Origin of the sequence: Mycobacterium sp. 134 (genome assembly GCF_048282715.1) — a bacterium.
GTDB lineage: Bacteria > Actinomycetota > Actinomycetes > Mycobacteriales > Mycobacteriaceae > Mycobacterium > Mycobacterium septicum.
This window is the reverse complement of sequence record NZ_JBLVUN010000008.1, coordinates 5,191,299-5,205,412: the sequence shown is the minus strand read 5'-3', so window position 1 is coordinate 5,205,412 and position 14,114 is coordinate 5,191,299. Positions and strand designations below refer to the sequence as shown.

Genomic DNA, 14,114 nt, shown 5'->3' with positions numbered 1-14,114 from the left:
CGTGTAACCGCCCCGGAGATCCCCGTGTTCAGCACGGGCGGTTTCCGGGGCGGTATGCGTTAGGAGTCATGAAAGAGACTTATGAGCAAGCAGATTGAGTTCAACGAGACTGCGCGCCGGGCCATGGAGGCCGGCGTCGACAAGCTCGCCGATGCGGTCAAGGTGACGCTGGGTCCGCGCGGTCGGAACGTGGTGCTGGCCAAGGCCTTCGGTGGCCCGCAGGTCACCAACGACGGTGTCACGATCGCCCGGGAGATCGACCTGGAAGATCCGTTCGAGAACCTCGGCGCCCAGCTGGTGAAGTCGGTGGCCACCAAGACCAACGACGTCGCAGGCGACGGCACCACCACCGCCACCGTGCTGGCACAGGCCCTGGTCAAGGCCGGCCTGCGCAACGTGGCTGCCGGTGCCAACCCGATCGCTCTGGGTCTGGGTATCGGCAAGGCCGCCGACGCGGTGTCGGAGGCCCTGCTGGCCGCCGCCACCCCGGTGTCGGACAAGACCGCCATCGCCCAGGTCGCCACAGTGTCCTCGCGCGATGAGCAGATCGGTGAGCTGGTCGGCGAGGCCATGACCAAGGTCGGTCACGACGGTGTGGTCACCATCGAGGAGTCCTCGACGCTGAACACCGAGCTCGAGGTCACCGAGGGCGTCGGCTTCGACAAGGGCTTCATCTCGGCCTACTTCGTCAACGACTTCGACGCCCAGGAAGCGGTGCTCGAGGACGCCGTGGTGCTGCTGCACCGCGACAAGATCAGCTCGCTGCCCGACCTGCTGCCGCTGCTGGAGAAGGTCGCCGAGAGTGGCAAGCCGCTGCTGATCATCGCCGAGGACGTCGAGGGCGAGGCCCTGTCCACGCTGGTCGTCAACGCCATCCGCAAGACGCTCAAGGCCGTCGCCGTCAAGGCGCCGTTCTTCGGCGATCGTCGCAAGGCGTTCCTGGACGATCTCGCCGTCGTCACCGGCGGCCAGGTCGTCAACCCCGACGTGGGTCTGGTGCTGCGTGAGGCCGGCCTGGACGTGCTGGGCTCCGCCCGGCGCGTGGTGGTGTCCAAGGACAGCACCGTGCTCGTCGACGGCGGCGGCTCCAAGGACGCGGTCGCCGACCGCGTCAAGCAGCTCAAGGCCGAGATCGAGACCACCGACTCCGACTGGGATCGGGAGAAGCTGCAGGAACGGCTGGCCAAGCTGTCCGGCGGCGTCGCGGTGATCAAGGTCGGCGCGGCCACCGAGACCGACCTGAAGAAGCGCAAGGAAGCGGTCGAGGACGCCGTCGCGGCGGCCAAGGCTGCTGTCGAGGAGGGCATCGTCACCGGTGGTGGCGCCGCACTCGTGCAGGCTCGCTCTGCTCTCGACAAGCTGCGCGGCGAGCTCAAGGGCGACGAGGCTCTCGGCGTCGACGTGTTCTCCTCCGCACTGTCGGCTCCGCTGTACTGGATCGCCACCAACGCCGGCCTGGACGGTTCGGTTGTGGTGAACAAGGTCGGCGAGCAGTCCAACGGGCAGGGCTTCAACGCCGCCACGCTGTCCTACGGCGATCTGGTCGCCGAGGGCATCGTGGATCCGGTCAAGGTGACCCGCTCCGCGGTGCTCAACGCCGCGTCCGTGGCGCGCATGATCCTGACGACCGAAACGGCCGTCGTGGACAAGCCGGCCGAGGAAGAAGATCACGGGCACGGCCATCACGGCCACGCTCACTAAGCAGTACCCGCGAAACACCCCCGGTCCTGTTGGGCCGGGGGTGTTTTCGTCTGAGTTGGCCCACCGCGCGCCGAGTGTGCGCTGAGATCGCGATTTCCGGCGAAAAGCCGATCTGCGTGCACTCTCGATGATCTATGCGCATACCCGCGAGATCTGCGCCGATAACCGCAGTTCAACCGGTATGGCGGTCTAGCCTCGCGGCATGGACCGGATCTTTCAGCGGGTGTGGGATCGGTACGGGCCGACGTACTCCTGGGCGATCTGCGCCCTCATCTACCCGCCAGGGCTGATCATCTACCTCGGCTACTCGTTGACGATCGTCGCTTTCCAACGGTCCGGTCGCTTCATCGACGCAGTCATCGTCACCGCTGTCGCCGTGCTGGTACGGGTCTACGTGCTGGTCCTTCCGGGCTCGAAGGCGTTGCGCCTGATTGAAAACTGGGCTGCGGGCGGCGAGGTCGATCGGCTGACGACGCTCGGCGCCACCTTCACCTACGCGCGGAGGACAACTATCCGAACGCTCGTGACCGATGTGATGTGGGCACCGATGCTCGGCGTCGTTGTCGGTGGCATCGCCGGGGCGAGCGGCTGGCGGCTGGTCCAGTACGGCGTTCTCGGTGCCGCATACGGCGCCGCCGTCGGGGTGATCAACATGCACAGTTTCGTCGAGGGAGCGATGCGCCCGGTAAGGGCTGCCGTGGCCGGCGACACCGGTATTGGTGACTCGCTGCCGCGCTCCCGCCCGACTTTTGCCAGGTGGTCCGAGATGTCCATGCTCGCGGTGGCGTTCGTGTTCGCCACGTCGGGCGCGATCCTGGCAGCCATGATCGATCGTGCCCGCGAGGATCCCGTCGTCTCCGTCGTGATCGGGGGCGTATTGGCGCTCGTCTCAGGGCAACTCGCAGTCGTGGTGACCGCACCGTTCTTGCGACCTATTCGCGACCTCGCACAGGGGACTGAGCGTGTTGCGGTCGGTGACTACAGCCAGCGCCTGCCGGTGGTCCAGGACGACGACCTGGGTGCGCTGTCGGCTTCGTTCAACCGTATGCAAGCGGGTTTGGCTGAGCGGCAACGGCTTCAGGCCGCGTTTGGGACGTATGTCGATCCGGCTTTGGCGGCGCGGCTGCTCGAACAGGGCGACGACGTGTTCACCGGCGAGCGCCGCGAGGTGACGGTCTTGTTCGTCGACATCCGTGACTTCACGCCGTTCGCCGAGGCGAACACCGCCGAAGACACCGTCGCCCGGCTCAACGCGCTGTTCGAGATCGTGGTGCCCGCCGTGGTCGACGCCGGTGGGCATGTGAACAAGTTCCTCGGCGACGGTGCTTTGGCCGTGTTCGGGGCACCGAATGCTCTTGAGCACCATGCCGATGCGGCGGTGAGCGCCGCCATGCTGATGCAGCGACTGGTTGCCGAACGCTTCGAAGGGGCACTGCGAATCGGCATCGGCATCAACACCGGTGTGGTGATCGCGGGCACCATCGGCGGCGGAGGCAAGCTTGAGTTCACCTTGATCGGTGACACCGTCAATGTGGCGGCCCGCGTCGAACAGCTCACCAAGACGACGGGTGATTCGATCCTGCTGACCCAGCCGACCGTCGACGCCTTGGATGCGCCCCCGACCGGACTCACCGACCGGGGGCTGCACGAACTGAAAGGCAAGTCGGCTGCCGTGAAGATTTTCGGGCTCAACCCGTAATCCCACCGCGCCGAGTCTGCGGTGAGATCGCAATTTTCGGCGAAAAGCCGATCTGAGCACAGGCTCGACGGTCTATGCGCGGGCTCGATGAGTTTGTGCGCCGCGCTCGGTCGGTACGGGTATGACTGAGGACACCATGAGCACCGCATGCACCATCAACGCGCCGGCCGAGACCGTGTTCGCGGTGCTGGCCGACCCGACCACCCATCAGGCGATCGACGGCACCGGCTGGGTGCGGGAGTCACTCGATGGCAAGCAGCTGACCGACGCCGGCCAGGTCTTCCGGATGGCGATGTACCACGACAACTACGGGGGCATGCACTACGAGATGGCCAACCGGGTCGAGGTATTCGAGCCCCCGCGTGCGATCGCGTGGCTGCCTGGCCAAGGCGCTGACGACGCGCACCTCGACTTCGGCGGCTGGATCTGGCGCTACGACCTCAAGCCGGTCGGCGAGGACCGGACAGAGGTCACCCTGACGTACGACTGGTCGGCGGTGCCGGCGGCCACTCGCGAACACATCGAGTTCCCGCCGTTCGACCGGCAGCACCTGGACAACTCGCTCAAGCATCTCGCCGAGCTGGCACTGGGCCGGGCGTAGTCCGGCTAGCGCGTCGGCTGAATCGACACCAGCCGGAACGCGTCGGGCCGGGAGTCGTCGGGTGTGAACCGGACGAGGAGGCTGCCGGGCGGAAACTTGGTGGCCAGCTCATTCAGCGTCCTGGGTAGGAACACCTTGGCCTTCGCATTGCCGTACCAGTTGGGGTCGGCGGGGGAGGTGTCGAGGTTGCTGACGTTGTCGATCTCGGCGTCCCAGCGTTGAACCGGGTCCGGCGGTGTGTCTCCGAATCCCGCCGACTTCAGGTACGCGTCTGCCGGCCCGGCAAGGGTGACAGCAGCCCCGCCACCATCCGGTGTCCCGGTGATCGTGCCGTCGACGACATCGGCGGTCACCGATGTCAGGCGCGCTGTGCACACGTTGTCGACGACGCTGGACGGTACGCAGAAGCCGGGCAGCGGATCCCCGTGGGCCGGCGCGACATTCAGGATTGCCGGCGCGACGAGCGCAGCCGTGGCGGCACCGATGGCGGTCATCGCACGGCGGCAATTGTTCGGCATCCCGGTATCCCTCCTCGAGCTTTCGCGTGGGTCGATCCACTGAACTGTATTTCGGTTCGTACCCCGCAGGAGTTACCCGAATCCGCCCGCCCGGGTAAAGCCGCAGCTCAGTGACGGTGCGCGGCGACGGTACGTCCGCCAAAGATCGGGGATCAGGACACCAGTCGCAGGTGCCGGCGCGCTGGAGTGTGGTCGGCAACCGCGGTGCGCGAGTGAACGGACACCAGCGAGCCCGCACGCACCGTCCCGATCGGTCCAGACTTGGCGAAACGTGCCAATTCCGTCGTGCGCAAGGTGATTCCCGCTTTCGCCTGACGGTAACCGATGCGCACGCCCGTCGCCCCCACGGCGAACAGACCGCCGAGCCCGGGCAACGCCGCGGAGATCAGCGCCCACAGCGACATGGCCACGAGGGCGGTGACCGCTTTCTGGGTCGGCGTGGCCTTCGCACTGAAGGGACGCCACGCGTCGGCGAGCACCGGGGCCGCCCCCTGCAGCATCGAGGTCAACGAGCTGATGATCTTGTCGAGGCTGAAGTCCGCCGCCAGGGCATCTGCGGGAGAGGGCGATCCGACCTTCGTCGGCGACGAAAACGCCAGGATCTTCTTCAGGAGAGTGACGATCGAGTTGTACGAAAGTGCGGTCAGTCGCGGCACGGCGCCGGCAGCGGGCGTAGCCCACGAGAGGTTGAACATGTCGCAGATCTGTGTCGCCAGTTGGACGACGGCGTCGACCGTTGACGAGACCAGCATCCTCAAGAGGTAGACGATGACATGCCGGACCTCGGGTGTCGTGGCCTGTGTAACCGGCTGTTCTGACACCAAGGCCGATGTTGCCGCCGGGTCTGCGGCAGGCGCAGCGTCCGTGGCGGCCACGGTGTCGGGGGCATTCGCCGGGGCAGCGCTCGACGTGGCATCCGGGGTCGTCGCCGAGTTCGAGGTGGTGCTGTCGCTCTCGACGTGCGACGTGGGTTCGGTCGTGCTCTGGGCAGCTGCGGGTGGTGAATTTTCGACGGTGTCCGAGCCGGACGTCGACTCGGACTCTGTCTGGGCGGCCCCGGAGGCCGACGGTGCTGGGAGATCGACCACTACGGGGTCCAGATTCAAGGTGGTCGGGATTTGCAGGTCGGTCGAATCAACGGGACTTCCCAGTGTCCCGGTCAGCGTCGACGGCTCGGATTTCGTGGCACTCGAGTCGTCGGATGAACTCGACGTGGACTCTGAGGTGGTCCCGCTGACCCCGGTGTTCGTTTGAGCGGAGACGGTCGAATGGGGCCGATCATCGCTCTGGCCGGTACCAGAGGTGCTGGTTGTCGTGTGTGGCGCATCGGTGGTGTTCGACGAGGTCAACGCGCTGCTGGTCGTGTTCGAGGAGGTCGACGCGCTGCTGTTCGTGGATGAGGCGGTATCGCTGGCGCTGTCCGAGTTGCTGGTGCCCTGATTCGCATCTGACGAAGAATCGCCGTCGGCGTGGACCAGAGGGACCGCACCGCTCACACTGCTGATCACGAGTCCGGCAGCCACCAGGCACGCACCCGTGAGCAGGTGAAAACGTGTGGGAATCGCGGTCTCCTTGCAGCGGACGTCATTCGTTTGGCCACTGCAGCGGAGATCAAGTGTGACGTAGCTAACAGTAGTGCTCAATTTTGGAGCCGAATCGAGAACCCTGTCAATAACGAAAAAGGGTGGTTACACCCTCAGCTCTCGATCGGCGCGTACCAGTCGGCGTTGGTGAGCAGCACTCGCGTCCCCAGGTCGCGGTTCCACTCCGGCTCGATACCGTGGCGCCGCACGATGGGGAACACGGTCTCGTCGAGCATCCGGGCGACGTCGCTGAAGTACAGGTCCTCCTTCGCCTCATCGCTGAGCTGGTTGTATGCCGTCTCGTCGAAGTTTTCCGGCTCGAACGCGCCATAGCCGACGTAGGTGCTGCCGTCCTCGACCAGGCGGTCGGTGTCCTGACTGTGGAAGTAGATGAAGCCGCTCCAGTGCCGGCTGTCGTCGCGCTCGTCGCCGATCTCTGCGGAGGCGCAGGTTCCGCAGCAGGAGAAGTCGGCGCGGGCGATCACGCCGTTGGCGTTCAACTCGTCGAACGCCGCGCGGGTCCGCGACTGGTAGTCGCCGATCTCGGCCTGTTGGCGCAGTCTCGCCTCGCGCAATGCGGCGAAGGCGGTGGTGAGCTGCTCTTCGGTGAGTTCGTAGTCCTCGGCGTAGATCTCGAGGAACTCCTCGACGTCGTCGTTGCCGGTGACCAGCATGCCCCAGATCTCGGAGGCGAGTGTGGCGCGGTCTTCGTCGCCCAACGGGAGGTCGGGGAGCGTGGCGTAGGCGGGGATCACGTTCGGGTTCGACGATGCGCTCACGCGCTGGCCTCCAGGTGTGCTGTCGGAACCGGGGAGAATTCGCCCGGCGGTGGCGATCGTAGCGTCGGGCGGTGACGTATCGGTTGTGCGACTCCCGGCGCGACACGCCCTGCTACGCGGGGGTTTTTGACGTTGAGTGGCTCACAATGCGGACATGACGGAACCGCGGGAGTCGCCGCGTGGGATCTCACGTCAGACGTTCCTGCGGGGCGCCGCCGGGGCATTGGCCGTCGGAACGGTGTTCGGATCGACCCGGGCCAGTGCCGATCCCAGGGCCTCCGGCTGGGGTGATCTGGCCGCCGCCATCAGGGGGCAGGTGATACTGCCGGACAGCGGTGGGCAATTCGCCTCGGCCAAGGCGGTTTTCAACACCAACTTCAACGGCCTGGCACCCGCGGCGGTCGTCGCCCCGAGTTCGGTGGCCGATGTGCAGAGGGCAATGGCCTTCGCGGCCAACAACAATCTCAAAGTCGCTCCACGCGGCGGCGGGCACTCGTATGTGGGCGCGTCGACGGCGAACGGCACCATGGTCCTCGACCTGCGCCAGTTGCCCGGCGACATCAACTACGACGCCGGTACCGGGTATGTCACGGTGGCCCCTGCGACCGGTTTGTATGCGATCCACCAGGTTCTCGCGGGAGCCGGCCGGGGAATCCCGACAGGTACCTGTCCGTCGGTCGGCGCGGCCGGCCATGCCCTGGGAGGCGGGTTGGGCGCTCAGTCGCGCCATGCGGGCCTGATGTCCGATCAACTGGTGTCGGCGACGGTGGTGCTACCCGGTGGCGGGGCCGTCACCGCCTCGGCCAAGGAGAACCCTGACCTGTTCTGGGCGTTGCGCGGCGGGGGCGGTGGCAACTTCGGAGTGACGACGGCGCTGACCTTCGCCACCTTCCCGACCAGCGATGTGGATGCCGTGAGCCTCAACTTCCCGCTGGAGTCTTTCGCGCAGGTTCTGGTCGGCTGGCAGGCCTGGCTGCGTACCGCCGACCGCAGCACCTGGGCACTGGCCGACACCGTCACCGATCCGGGAGGCGCGCACTGCCGCATCCTTGCGACCTGCCTGGCCGGATCGGGTGACGCCGTCGCGGCCAACGTCGTCAAAGCGGTCGGGCAGCAACCGACCGGGGTGGACAAACACACGTTCAACTACCTGGACCTGGTGCAGTACCTGGCCGTCAACAACCTCAACCCGTCGCCGCTGGGTTATGTCGGCGGATCCGACGTCTTCCAGTCGATCACCCCGGCCGCCGCGCAGGGGATCGCCGCGGCGTTCAACGCTTTTCCCAGCGGAGCCGGCCGCCCATTGGTGATCATGCATGCGCTCGATGGCGCGCTCGCCACAGTGGGCCCGGGGGACACCGCGTTTCCGTGGCGGCGACAGTCCGCACTGGTGCAGTGGTACGTCGAGACCTCCGGCTCTCCGGCGGCAGCGTCCCAATGGCTCAACACCGCCCACCAAGCGGTCGCGCCCTATTCGGTGGGCGGTTACGTCAACTATCTCGAGGCGAACCAGCCGGCATCACGATATTTCGGCGCCAACCTCTCCCGGCTGGCCGCCACCCGGCAGAAGTATGACCCGGGCCGGATCATGTTCTCGGGCCTGAATTTCTGATGGACGAGACGGCTCCGCAGACACCGGCGGCTACAGCGGCCCTTGCAGTGGCAACGCGCTTCTACTCGCCCGCGTTGCTCAATCACTGCATCCGTTCGTACCTGTGGGGCGCGACGTACGCAGCGGCACACGGCATCGCCTTCGACGACGAGCTCTACTACGTCTCGGCATTGCTGCACGACATCGGTCTGACCGACCCGTTCGACAGTCACCGGGTGTCGTTCGAGGAGGCGGGTGGGGATCTGGCCTGGGTCTTCGGGGTGGCGGCCGGATGGCCCGCCGACCGGTCGGCCCGGGCGACGGAGATCATCGTGCTGCACATGCGCGACGACGTTTCGGCGGCCGCCGATCCCGAGTCACACCTCTTGCAGGTGGCCACGGCCTGGGACGTCGTCGGACGACGGCCAGAGGAGTTTCCCGCCGCAGTGAGGGCCGAGACACTGGCTCGCTATCCCCGGCAGGGGTTCGGCGCCGAGTTCATCACATGCTTCGAGGATCAGGCGAGGCGCAAACCGGGTGGTGCCGCGGCCGCGTCGGTGGCCAACAACGGTGCCGAACGCATCAGGGCCAATCCGCTGGACACCTAGGTCCTACACCGGTGCCTGGAAGCCGCCGATCTGCTGTTCGAGCAGTTCGGCCAGCCGCAGAGGCGTGCGGTCCTCGAACATCGGACCGATGATCTGCACACCCACCGGCAGTCCCTCGGCGGACCGCACCGCTGGGATGGCGGTGGCGGGCAGGCCGGGCATCGTGGCCAGACCGGCCCAGACGAGCTGGTCGAAATATGGGTAGTCGGTGCCGTCGATGTCGAGCCGACGTGCCAACAGATCCGGATTGTGGTCGTGGGGGAACGCGGGAGTCGGTGTGATCGGACAGACGACGGCGTCGAATTCGCCGAACAGTTGTCGCCAGCCCTGCCGGTGCATCTCGCGTCGGTTGTTCAGTTCGATCCAGTCGCGGTGGCTCAGCACCATCCCGCGCAGCCGTGCCGCGTCGAGGCTCTGGTCCTCGGGACGGAGGCCGGCGGCGCGGGTCCGCAGTTGCTCATAGGAGTCGACGGGGAATCGTGCCGTGGAGCCGGAAAACAGCAATTGGGTATACAGCGCTGCGGCTTCGGCGAGATCGGGGAGCAGCGGACTGTGTCGTTCGACGCGGACGCCGCTGGAGGCAAGGGCGTCGGCCACCCGGTTTATGGCGGCGCGCACCGCGGCACCGGTCGCGATGAACGGATGCTCCTCGAGGATCAGGACCCGGAAGCCGCCGAGTCCCTCGTGGCGCGGGGGCGGCAGCGTCATCGTGTGCGCCACACCGAGCGTCAGCGGGTCCGGTCCGGCCATCACGTCGAGCAGCAGGGTGAGGTCGCGGGCAGTGCGCGCCATCGGACCGACGACAGCGAGGTCGGCGTCGGTCGGCAAGGCGGGCGCGGGCGGCGGGGTCATCCCGCGCATCGCTGTCAGCCCGAGTGTTGGCTTGTGCGCGTAGACGCCGCAGAAATGCGCGGGGGTGCGCAGCGACCCGGCGAGGTCGGAGCCGATGGACAGCACGCCGAATCCGGACGCCAGTGCGGCCGCCGATCCGCCCGAAGATCCGCCCGACGTCCGACTGTGATCCCACGGATTGTTCGTGGTGCCGTGGATCTCGTTGAAGCTCTGCACATCTTGCAGCCCGAACGGCACGTTGGTCTTACCGAGCACCACCGCGCCGGCAGACTTCAGCCGCGACACCTGTACCGCGTCCTCGGCCGGCAAGAAATCCCGGAACTGCGGCATACCCCAGGTCGTTGGCAGCCCGGCGATGTTGTAGGACTCCTTGACCGTCAACGGAATACCGAGCAGTGGTCGATCCTCACCCCGGGCACGCGCATGGTCGGCCCGCCGCGCAGCCTCCCGCGCGCGCTCGAAGTCGGGCACGCAGATGGCGTTGATCGCGCCGTCATTCCGCTCGATCCCAGCGATCGCCGCCTCGGTCAGTTCTGCCGAGGACACCTCACCAGCACGCAGCGCGACTGCCAGCTCTCCGGCCGACCGAAAGTTCCACTCCATGAATCCGACGCTAACCAGCCACTGTCGAAGCCATAAAATCCCGCTTCCCGCAACGGAAGAATGCGTGAGGTAGGCGCGGTCGACCACCGGTGCCTCGGCTGAGAGCGACGGCACCTGGCTCGCAGAACAAATATTCTGAACCGCCGTGCCAGGGCACTATCACCGCGCGCCCCCTTTCGGTCCCCGAGACCACGCCCACCGGCCTAGCCTCGAGGCGTTGGGTCTGACTGCCACCCGAACGAATGAAGGAACCGAGCATGCGAGCAACCGTGATGTATGGGGCCGGCGACGTGCGCGTCGAGAACGTGCCCGACGCCATCGTGAAGGAACAGACTGACGCCGTCGTGCGGGTCACCAGTGCCTGCATCTGCGGCAGCGACCTGTGGCCGTATCAGTCGATGCCGCACAAGGACGGTGGCCGCCGGATGGGGCATGAGTTCATCGGCATCGTGGAGGACGTCGGCGCGGATGTGTCCGGATTCCGGCGCGGTGATCTGGTGGTGGCCCCCTTCGTCTGGGCGGACAACACGTGTGACTTCTGCAAGGAGGGGCTGCAGACGTCGTGCCGCCACGGTGGCGGGTGGGGTGCCCCCGGCGTCGATGCCGGCCAGGGCGAGGCCGTGCGCGTTCCCCAGGCACAGGGCACGTTGGTGAAGCTGCCGGTGGCAGCGGATTCGGCGCTCATGCCGTCGCTGCTGACCCTGTCGGACGTGTTCTGTACCGGTCATCACGGCGTAGTCACCGCCGGGGTGGGGCCGGGATCGTCGGTGACGGTCATCGGTGACGGCGCGGTGGGACTGTGCGCGGTGCTGGCCGCCAAGCGGTTGGGCGCCGAGCAGATCATCCTGAATGGTCGCCACACCGTCCGGACCGACCTGGGGCGTGAGTTCGGCGCCACCGACGTCGTCGCCGAACGCGGCGACGAAGCCGTGGCGAAGATCCGTGAACTGACCGGCGGTGACGGTACCCACGCGGTGATCGAATGCGTCGGGACCGAGCCCTCGGTGGCCACTGCTCTCGACGCGGTCCGTGCCGGTGGTCGCGTCAGTCGGCTCGGGGTATCTCAATACACCGAGGTGCCAATGGGTTTCGGGACATTCTTCCGCAACGTCACTCTCACCGGTGGCGTCGCGCCGGCCCGCGCCTACATCGAGGAACTCATGCCCGACGTTCTCGACGGCACCATCGAACCGGGGCGGGTGTTCGACCGCACCATCGGTCTCGACGAAACCCCCGACGGCTACCGCGCGATGGCCGACCGCGAGGCCCTCAAGGTGTTGATCGAGCCATGACGCTGCTGCTCGAAGATCGCGACGATCGTGGCGTCGTCACGCTGACATTGAACCGCCCGCAGGCCTTCAACGCATTGTCCGAGGCGATGTTGGCCGCGCTCGGTGACGCTTTCGATGCGCTGGCTCAGGACGACACGGTGCGCGCCGTGGTGCTCGGGGCCTCCGGCAAGGCGTTCTGCGCCGGGCATGACCTCAAAGAAATGCGGGCTGAGCCGTCCTTGGAGTACTACCAGCGGTTGTTCGCCCAATGCACCGCGGTGATGCTGTCGATTCAGCGGCTGCCGGTGCCGGTGATCGCACGGGTCCAAGGCCTCGCGACGGCGGCGGGCTGCCAACTCGTCGCGATGTGCGATCTCGCCGTGGCGAGTGACGACGCGCGCTTCGCGGTCAGCGGTGTCAACGTCGGGTTGTTCTGCGCGACACCGGGAGTGGCGCTGTCGCGCAACGTGCCCCGCAAGGCCGCCTTCGAGATGCTCGTGACCGGCGAATTCGTATCTGCCGAGCAGGCCCGGGTGTTGGGGCTGGTCAACCGGGTGGTGACCGCGGCCGCCCTCGACGACGAGGTGGAGGCCGTGATCGCGAGCATCGTGGCGAAGCCCCGCGTCGCGGTCGCGATGGGAAAGGCGTTGTTCTACCGGCAGATCGACGTCGACATCGAGTCTGCCTACGCCGACGCGGGCGCGACGATGGCCTGCAACATGATGGATCCGAGCGCGCTCGAAGGAGTGCAGGCCTTCATCGACAAGCGCCCGCCGGCCTGGTCGGTGGCGCCGAAGTAGCGGCCGGGCTGCCGCTCGTCAGGCGGCGCGGCGGTGGCCGGCCTGCGCTGACGACACTTCGACGGCCGTCGGCTCGTCGTCGTGAACGACGGCCATTGCCCGGTCCGCGGTGGCGCGGACGTCGCCGACACCGCGGTAGTTCCGCAGATACCGATCCGCTTCATCCCGGCGCAGCGGCGTGGAGAAGATGCTCACGTTGTTGGCGGGGGCATCGGGTTGCCGGGCTTGGGCCAGTCTGCGGGCGCCGGTGCGGAAACCCGCCACGGCGCCGCCCAGGCACACGATCAGCGCAATGCCGGCGACGGGCGCCAGACCGCTGCCCAATGCCAGGGCCGTGACGAACAGCCCGAGCGACACGAATCCGACGAGCAGCAGAACGTACGCGATGTTGGGAACCGGAATACGGTCGGCACCTTTCAACATGTGATCACCTCACGAGAACTCGAACCTACGATGACTACGCTACGCGTAGCGTATCGATTGCTACGTATAGCGTAGCGCATGGCGGGCCCGAGATATTCCCGTCGACTGACGGACAGACCGGGGAGGGGACCCATGGCGCAGGGGCGGGTCGAAGACGGCATCGCTGAGTCGACTCTGTATCTGTTGCGCTCAGGAGGTCCTCGGGCGGTGACGGTCGAAGCTGTTGCTGCGCACTCGGGAATCGCGAAGACGACGATCTACCGACGGCATCCCAATCGGCGCGACATGTTGGCCGGCGCGCTGTCGCGACTCGCCTCGCCGGACCCACTCGATCCCCGTGCGAGCGCTTCGGATCGGCTCCGGTGGCTCATCACCCACGCGATCGAAACGGTCGAGGACGGCATCGGTCTCGGCGGGCTCGCGGCATTGCTCACCGAGGATGATCCCGAATTCGCCGCACTGTTCCGGCGAATCCTGATCGACCAGCGCGCGGCCCTGGCCGCCGTGATCGACGACGGCAAAGCCGATGGTTCGATCCGTGCGGACGTCGATGCCGAGACGCTGATAGACGGGGTGGTCGGTGCGTACATCGCCGAGCACGCCCGTATCGGTGACATCGAAGACGGTTGGGAGGAGCGCTTGTTCAAGCTTTTCTGGCCCGCCGTGCGGGCTGGAAAATAGCCTGTTCTACCAAGTAGACCGGAGGTTGAAGCAGTGCCGTTGATCGATGTCACCTGCGGGGCCCGGGTCACCGATGCCACGCGGTCGCAGCTGGCGGAAGTGCTAGCGGCGGCGGTCTCGATCGCCGTCGCATGCGGCGACGAACCCTATGACGGCAACCTCCAGCCCGGGGACGTGCTGATCCGGTTCTACGACGCCGGCCGTTCGACCGGTTCGACCTCGATGTGCTGATCGAGGTCAAGTCGAAGTTCTTTACGGACCGGGCTGAGGACCGGCAGGCCGCTGCCGACGCCATACTGGCCGCCGCGCAAACCGCAATCGGTGCGGGTTTTCAGATCGGTGTCTATCTGACCCTGCCAGTGGCGGCCTGGTCGCAGACGGCGGTCAGCTGACGGTGTCGGCAG

17 protein-coding genes are annotated in these 14,114 nt (G+C 66.8%); 12 read left to right on the top strand and 5 right to left on the bottom strand.

All coding sequences use genetic code 11. The features are described from left to right. The first annotated feature begins 81 nt into the window (after positions 1–81). The 3 genes from groL to ACNQVK_RS29660 all read left to right on the top strand — a co-directional run bounded on the left by groL (position 82) and on the right by ACNQVK_RS29660 (position 4,001). Positions 82–1,701 carry a chaperonin GroEL gene (gene groL, locus ACNQVK_RS29670; RefSeq protein WP_409550309.1) on the top strand — a complete coding sequence of 540 codons (1,620 nt, stop codon included), beginning with the start codon at positions 82–84 and terminating at the stop codon, positions 1,699–1,701. A 202-nt stretch (positions 1,702–1,903) separates the two neighbouring features. After that, complete coding sequence (locus ACNQVK_RS29665; RefSeq protein WP_418032379.1) at positions 1,904–3,400, top strand: adenylate/guanylate cyclase domain-containing protein; 1,497 nt, start codon at positions 1,904–1,906, stop codon at positions 3,398–3,400. A 121-nt stretch (positions 3,401–3,521) separates the two neighbouring features. Beyond that, the gene (locus ACNQVK_RS29660) at positions 3,522–4,001 is read left to right on the top strand and encodes an SRPBCC family protein (protein ID WP_418032378.1); all 480 of its coding nucleotides are present in this window, start codon (positions 3,522–3,524) and stop codon (positions 3,999–4,001) included. Between the two features lie 5 nt (positions 4,002–4,006). Here the strand turns inward: ACNQVK_RS29660 and ACNQVK_RS29655 are convergent, their stop codons facing one another. Further along, positions 4,007–4,519 (bottom strand): hypothetical protein, encoded by a 513-nt coding sequence (locus ACNQVK_RS29655; protein ID WP_418032377.1) that lies wholly within the window; start codon positions 4,517–4,519, stop codon positions 4,007–4,009. Between the two features lie 152 nt (positions 4,520–4,671). Beyond that, complete coding sequence (locus tag ACNQVK_RS29650; RefSeq protein ID WP_418032376.1) at positions 4,672–5,340, bottom strand: hypothetical protein; 669 nt, start codon at positions 5,338–5,340, stop codon at positions 4,672–4,674. 43 nt (positions 5,341–5,383) lie between these two features. Between ACNQVK_RS29650 and ACNQVK_RS29645 the strand changes: the two genes are divergently transcribed. Then, on the top strand, positions 5,384–5,773 hold the full coding sequence (locus ACNQVK_RS29645) for a hypothetical protein (protein ID WP_418032375.1): 390 nt from the start codon (positions 5,384–5,386) through the stop codon (positions 5,771–5,773). A 60-nt stretch (positions 5,774–5,833) separates the two neighbouring features. After that, a complete protein-coding gene (locus tag ACNQVK_RS29640; RefSeq protein ID WP_418032374.1) occupies positions 5,834–5,959 on the top strand; it encodes a hypothetical protein in 126 nt (41 codons plus the stop codon). Between the two features lie 256 nt (positions 5,960–6,215). Here ACNQVK_RS29640 and ACNQVK_RS29635 read toward each other — a convergent pair whose 3' ends face one another. Continuing rightward, the gene (locus ACNQVK_RS29635; protein ID WP_418032373.1) at positions 6,216–6,881 is read right to left on the bottom strand and encodes a DUF6891 domain-containing protein; all 666 of its coding nucleotides are present in this window, start codon (positions 6,879–6,881) and stop codon (positions 6,216–6,218) included. Between the two features lie 154 nt (positions 6,882–7,035). Here ACNQVK_RS29635 and ACNQVK_RS29630 point away from each other — a divergent pair, with 154 nt between their 5' ends. Both ACNQVK_RS29630 and ACNQVK_RS29625 read left to right on the top strand, forming a co-directional pair. Further along, positions 7,036–8,493, top strand: a complete 1,458-nt coding sequence (locus tag ACNQVK_RS29630; RefSeq protein ID WP_418032372.1) for an FAD-binding protein — start codon at positions 7,036–7,038, stop codon at positions 8,491–8,493. Continuing rightward, a complete protein-coding gene (locus ACNQVK_RS29625; RefSeq protein WP_418032371.1) occupies positions 8,493–9,080 on the top strand; it encodes an HD domain-containing protein in 588 nt (195 codons plus the stop codon). The genes ACNQVK_RS29630 and ACNQVK_RS29625 overlap by 1 nt, the downstream gene beginning before the upstream one ends. A 3-nt stretch (positions 9,081–9,083) precedes the next feature. Here the strand turns inward: ACNQVK_RS29625 and ACNQVK_RS29620 are convergent, their stop codons facing one another. Then, positions 9,084–10,535: an amidase gene (locus ACNQVK_RS29620; RefSeq protein WP_418032370.1), complete on the bottom strand. Its 1,452-nt coding sequence runs from the start codon at positions 10,533–10,535 to the stop codon at positions 9,084–9,086. 257 nt (positions 10,536–10,792) lie between these two features. Between ACNQVK_RS29620 and ACNQVK_RS29615 the strand changes: the two genes are divergently transcribed. Together ACNQVK_RS29615 and ACNQVK_RS29610 are read left to right on the top strand one after the other, a co-directional pair. Further along, positions 10,793–11,827: a zinc-binding dehydrogenase gene (locus ACNQVK_RS29615; protein ID WP_418032369.1), complete on the top strand. Its 1,035-nt coding sequence runs from the start codon at positions 10,793–10,795 to the stop codon at positions 11,825–11,827. Then, complete coding sequence (locus ACNQVK_RS29610; RefSeq protein WP_418032368.1) at positions 11,824–12,606, top strand: enoyl-CoA hydratase; 783 nt, start codon at positions 11,824–11,826, stop codon at positions 12,604–12,606. The genes ACNQVK_RS29615 and ACNQVK_RS29610 overlap by 4 nt, the downstream gene beginning before the upstream one ends. An 18-nt stretch (positions 12,607–12,624) precedes the next feature. Here the strand turns inward: ACNQVK_RS29610 and ACNQVK_RS29605 are convergent, their stop codons facing one another. After that, positions 12,625–13,029 carry a hypothetical protein gene (locus tag ACNQVK_RS29605; protein ID WP_418032367.1) on the bottom strand — a complete coding sequence of 135 codons (405 nt, stop codon included), beginning with the start codon at positions 13,027–13,029 and terminating at the stop codon, positions 12,625–12,627. Positions 13,030–13,161: 132 nt separating this feature from the next. Here ACNQVK_RS29605 and ACNQVK_RS29600 point away from each other — a divergent pair, with 132 nt between their 5' ends. Genes ACNQVK_RS29600 through ACNQVK_RS29590 form a run of 3 tightly spaced genes read left to right on the top strand, consistent with a single transcriptional unit; the run spans position 13,162 to position 14,102 of the window. Further along, entirely contained in the window at positions 13,162–13,710 is a 549-nt protein-coding gene (locus tag ACNQVK_RS29600) for a TetR/AcrR family transcriptional regulator (protein ID WP_418032366.1), read from the top strand. 33 nt (positions 13,711–13,743) lie between these two features. Further along, entirely contained in the window at positions 13,744–13,941 is a 198-nt protein-coding gene (locus ACNQVK_RS29595; RefSeq protein WP_418032365.1) for a hypothetical protein, read from the top strand. Continuing rightward, positions 13,935–14,102 carry a hypothetical protein gene (locus ACNQVK_RS29590; protein ID WP_418032364.1) on the top strand — a complete coding sequence of 56 codons (168 nt, stop codon included), beginning with the start codon at positions 13,935–13,937 and terminating at the stop codon, positions 14,100–14,102. The genes ACNQVK_RS29595 and ACNQVK_RS29590 overlap by 7 nt, the downstream gene beginning before the upstream one ends. The last annotated feature ends 12 nt before the right edge of the window (positions 14,103–14,114 follow it).

What these genes read in the sequence shown, in the direction of transcription:
- groL (WP_409550309.1), top strand. Translation starts at nt 82, where the DNA reads ATGAGCAAGCAGATTGAGTTCAACGAGACTGCGCGCCGGGCCATGGAG.
- ACNQVK_RS29665 (WP_418032379.1), top strand. Translation starts at nt 1,904, where the DNA reads ATGGACCGGATCTTTCAGCGGGTGTGGGATCGGTACGGGCCGACGTAC.
- ACNQVK_RS29660 (WP_418032378.1), top strand. Translation starts at nt 3,522, where the DNA reads ATGACTGAGGACACCATGAGCACCGCATGCACCATCAACGCGCCGGCC.
- ACNQVK_RS29655 (WP_418032377.1), bottom strand. Translation starts at nt 4,519, where the DNA reads ATGCCGAACAATTGCCGCCGTGCGATGACCGCCATCGGTGCCGCCACG.
- ACNQVK_RS29630 (WP_418032372.1), top strand. Translation starts at nt 7,036, where the DNA reads ATGACGGAACCGCGGGAGTCGCCGCGTGGGATCTCACGTCAGACGTTC.
- ACNQVK_RS29625 (WP_418032371.1), top strand. Translation starts at nt 8,493, where the DNA reads ATGGACGAGACGGCTCCGCAGACACCGGCGGCTACAGCGGCCCTTGCA.
- ACNQVK_RS29620 (WP_418032370.1), bottom strand. Translation starts at nt 10,535, where the DNA reads ATGGAGTGGAACTTTCGGTCGGCCGGAGAGCTGGCAGTCGCGCTGCGT.
- ACNQVK_RS29615 (WP_418032369.1), top strand. Translation starts at nt 10,793, where the DNA reads ATGCGAGCAACCGTGATGTATGGGGCCGGCGACGTGCGCGTCGAGAAC.
- ACNQVK_RS29610 (WP_418032368.1), top strand. Translation starts at nt 11,824, where the DNA reads ATGACGCTGCTGCTCGAAGATCGCGACGATCGTGGCGTCGTCACGCTG.
- ACNQVK_RS29605 (WP_418032367.1), bottom strand. Translation starts at nt 13,029, where the DNA reads ATGTTGAAAGGTGCCGACCGTATTCCGGTTCCCAACATCGCGTACGTT.
- ACNQVK_RS29600 (WP_418032366.1), top strand. Translation starts at nt 13,162, where the DNA reads ATGGCGCAGGGGCGGGTCGAAGACGGCATCGCTGAGTCGACTCTGTAT.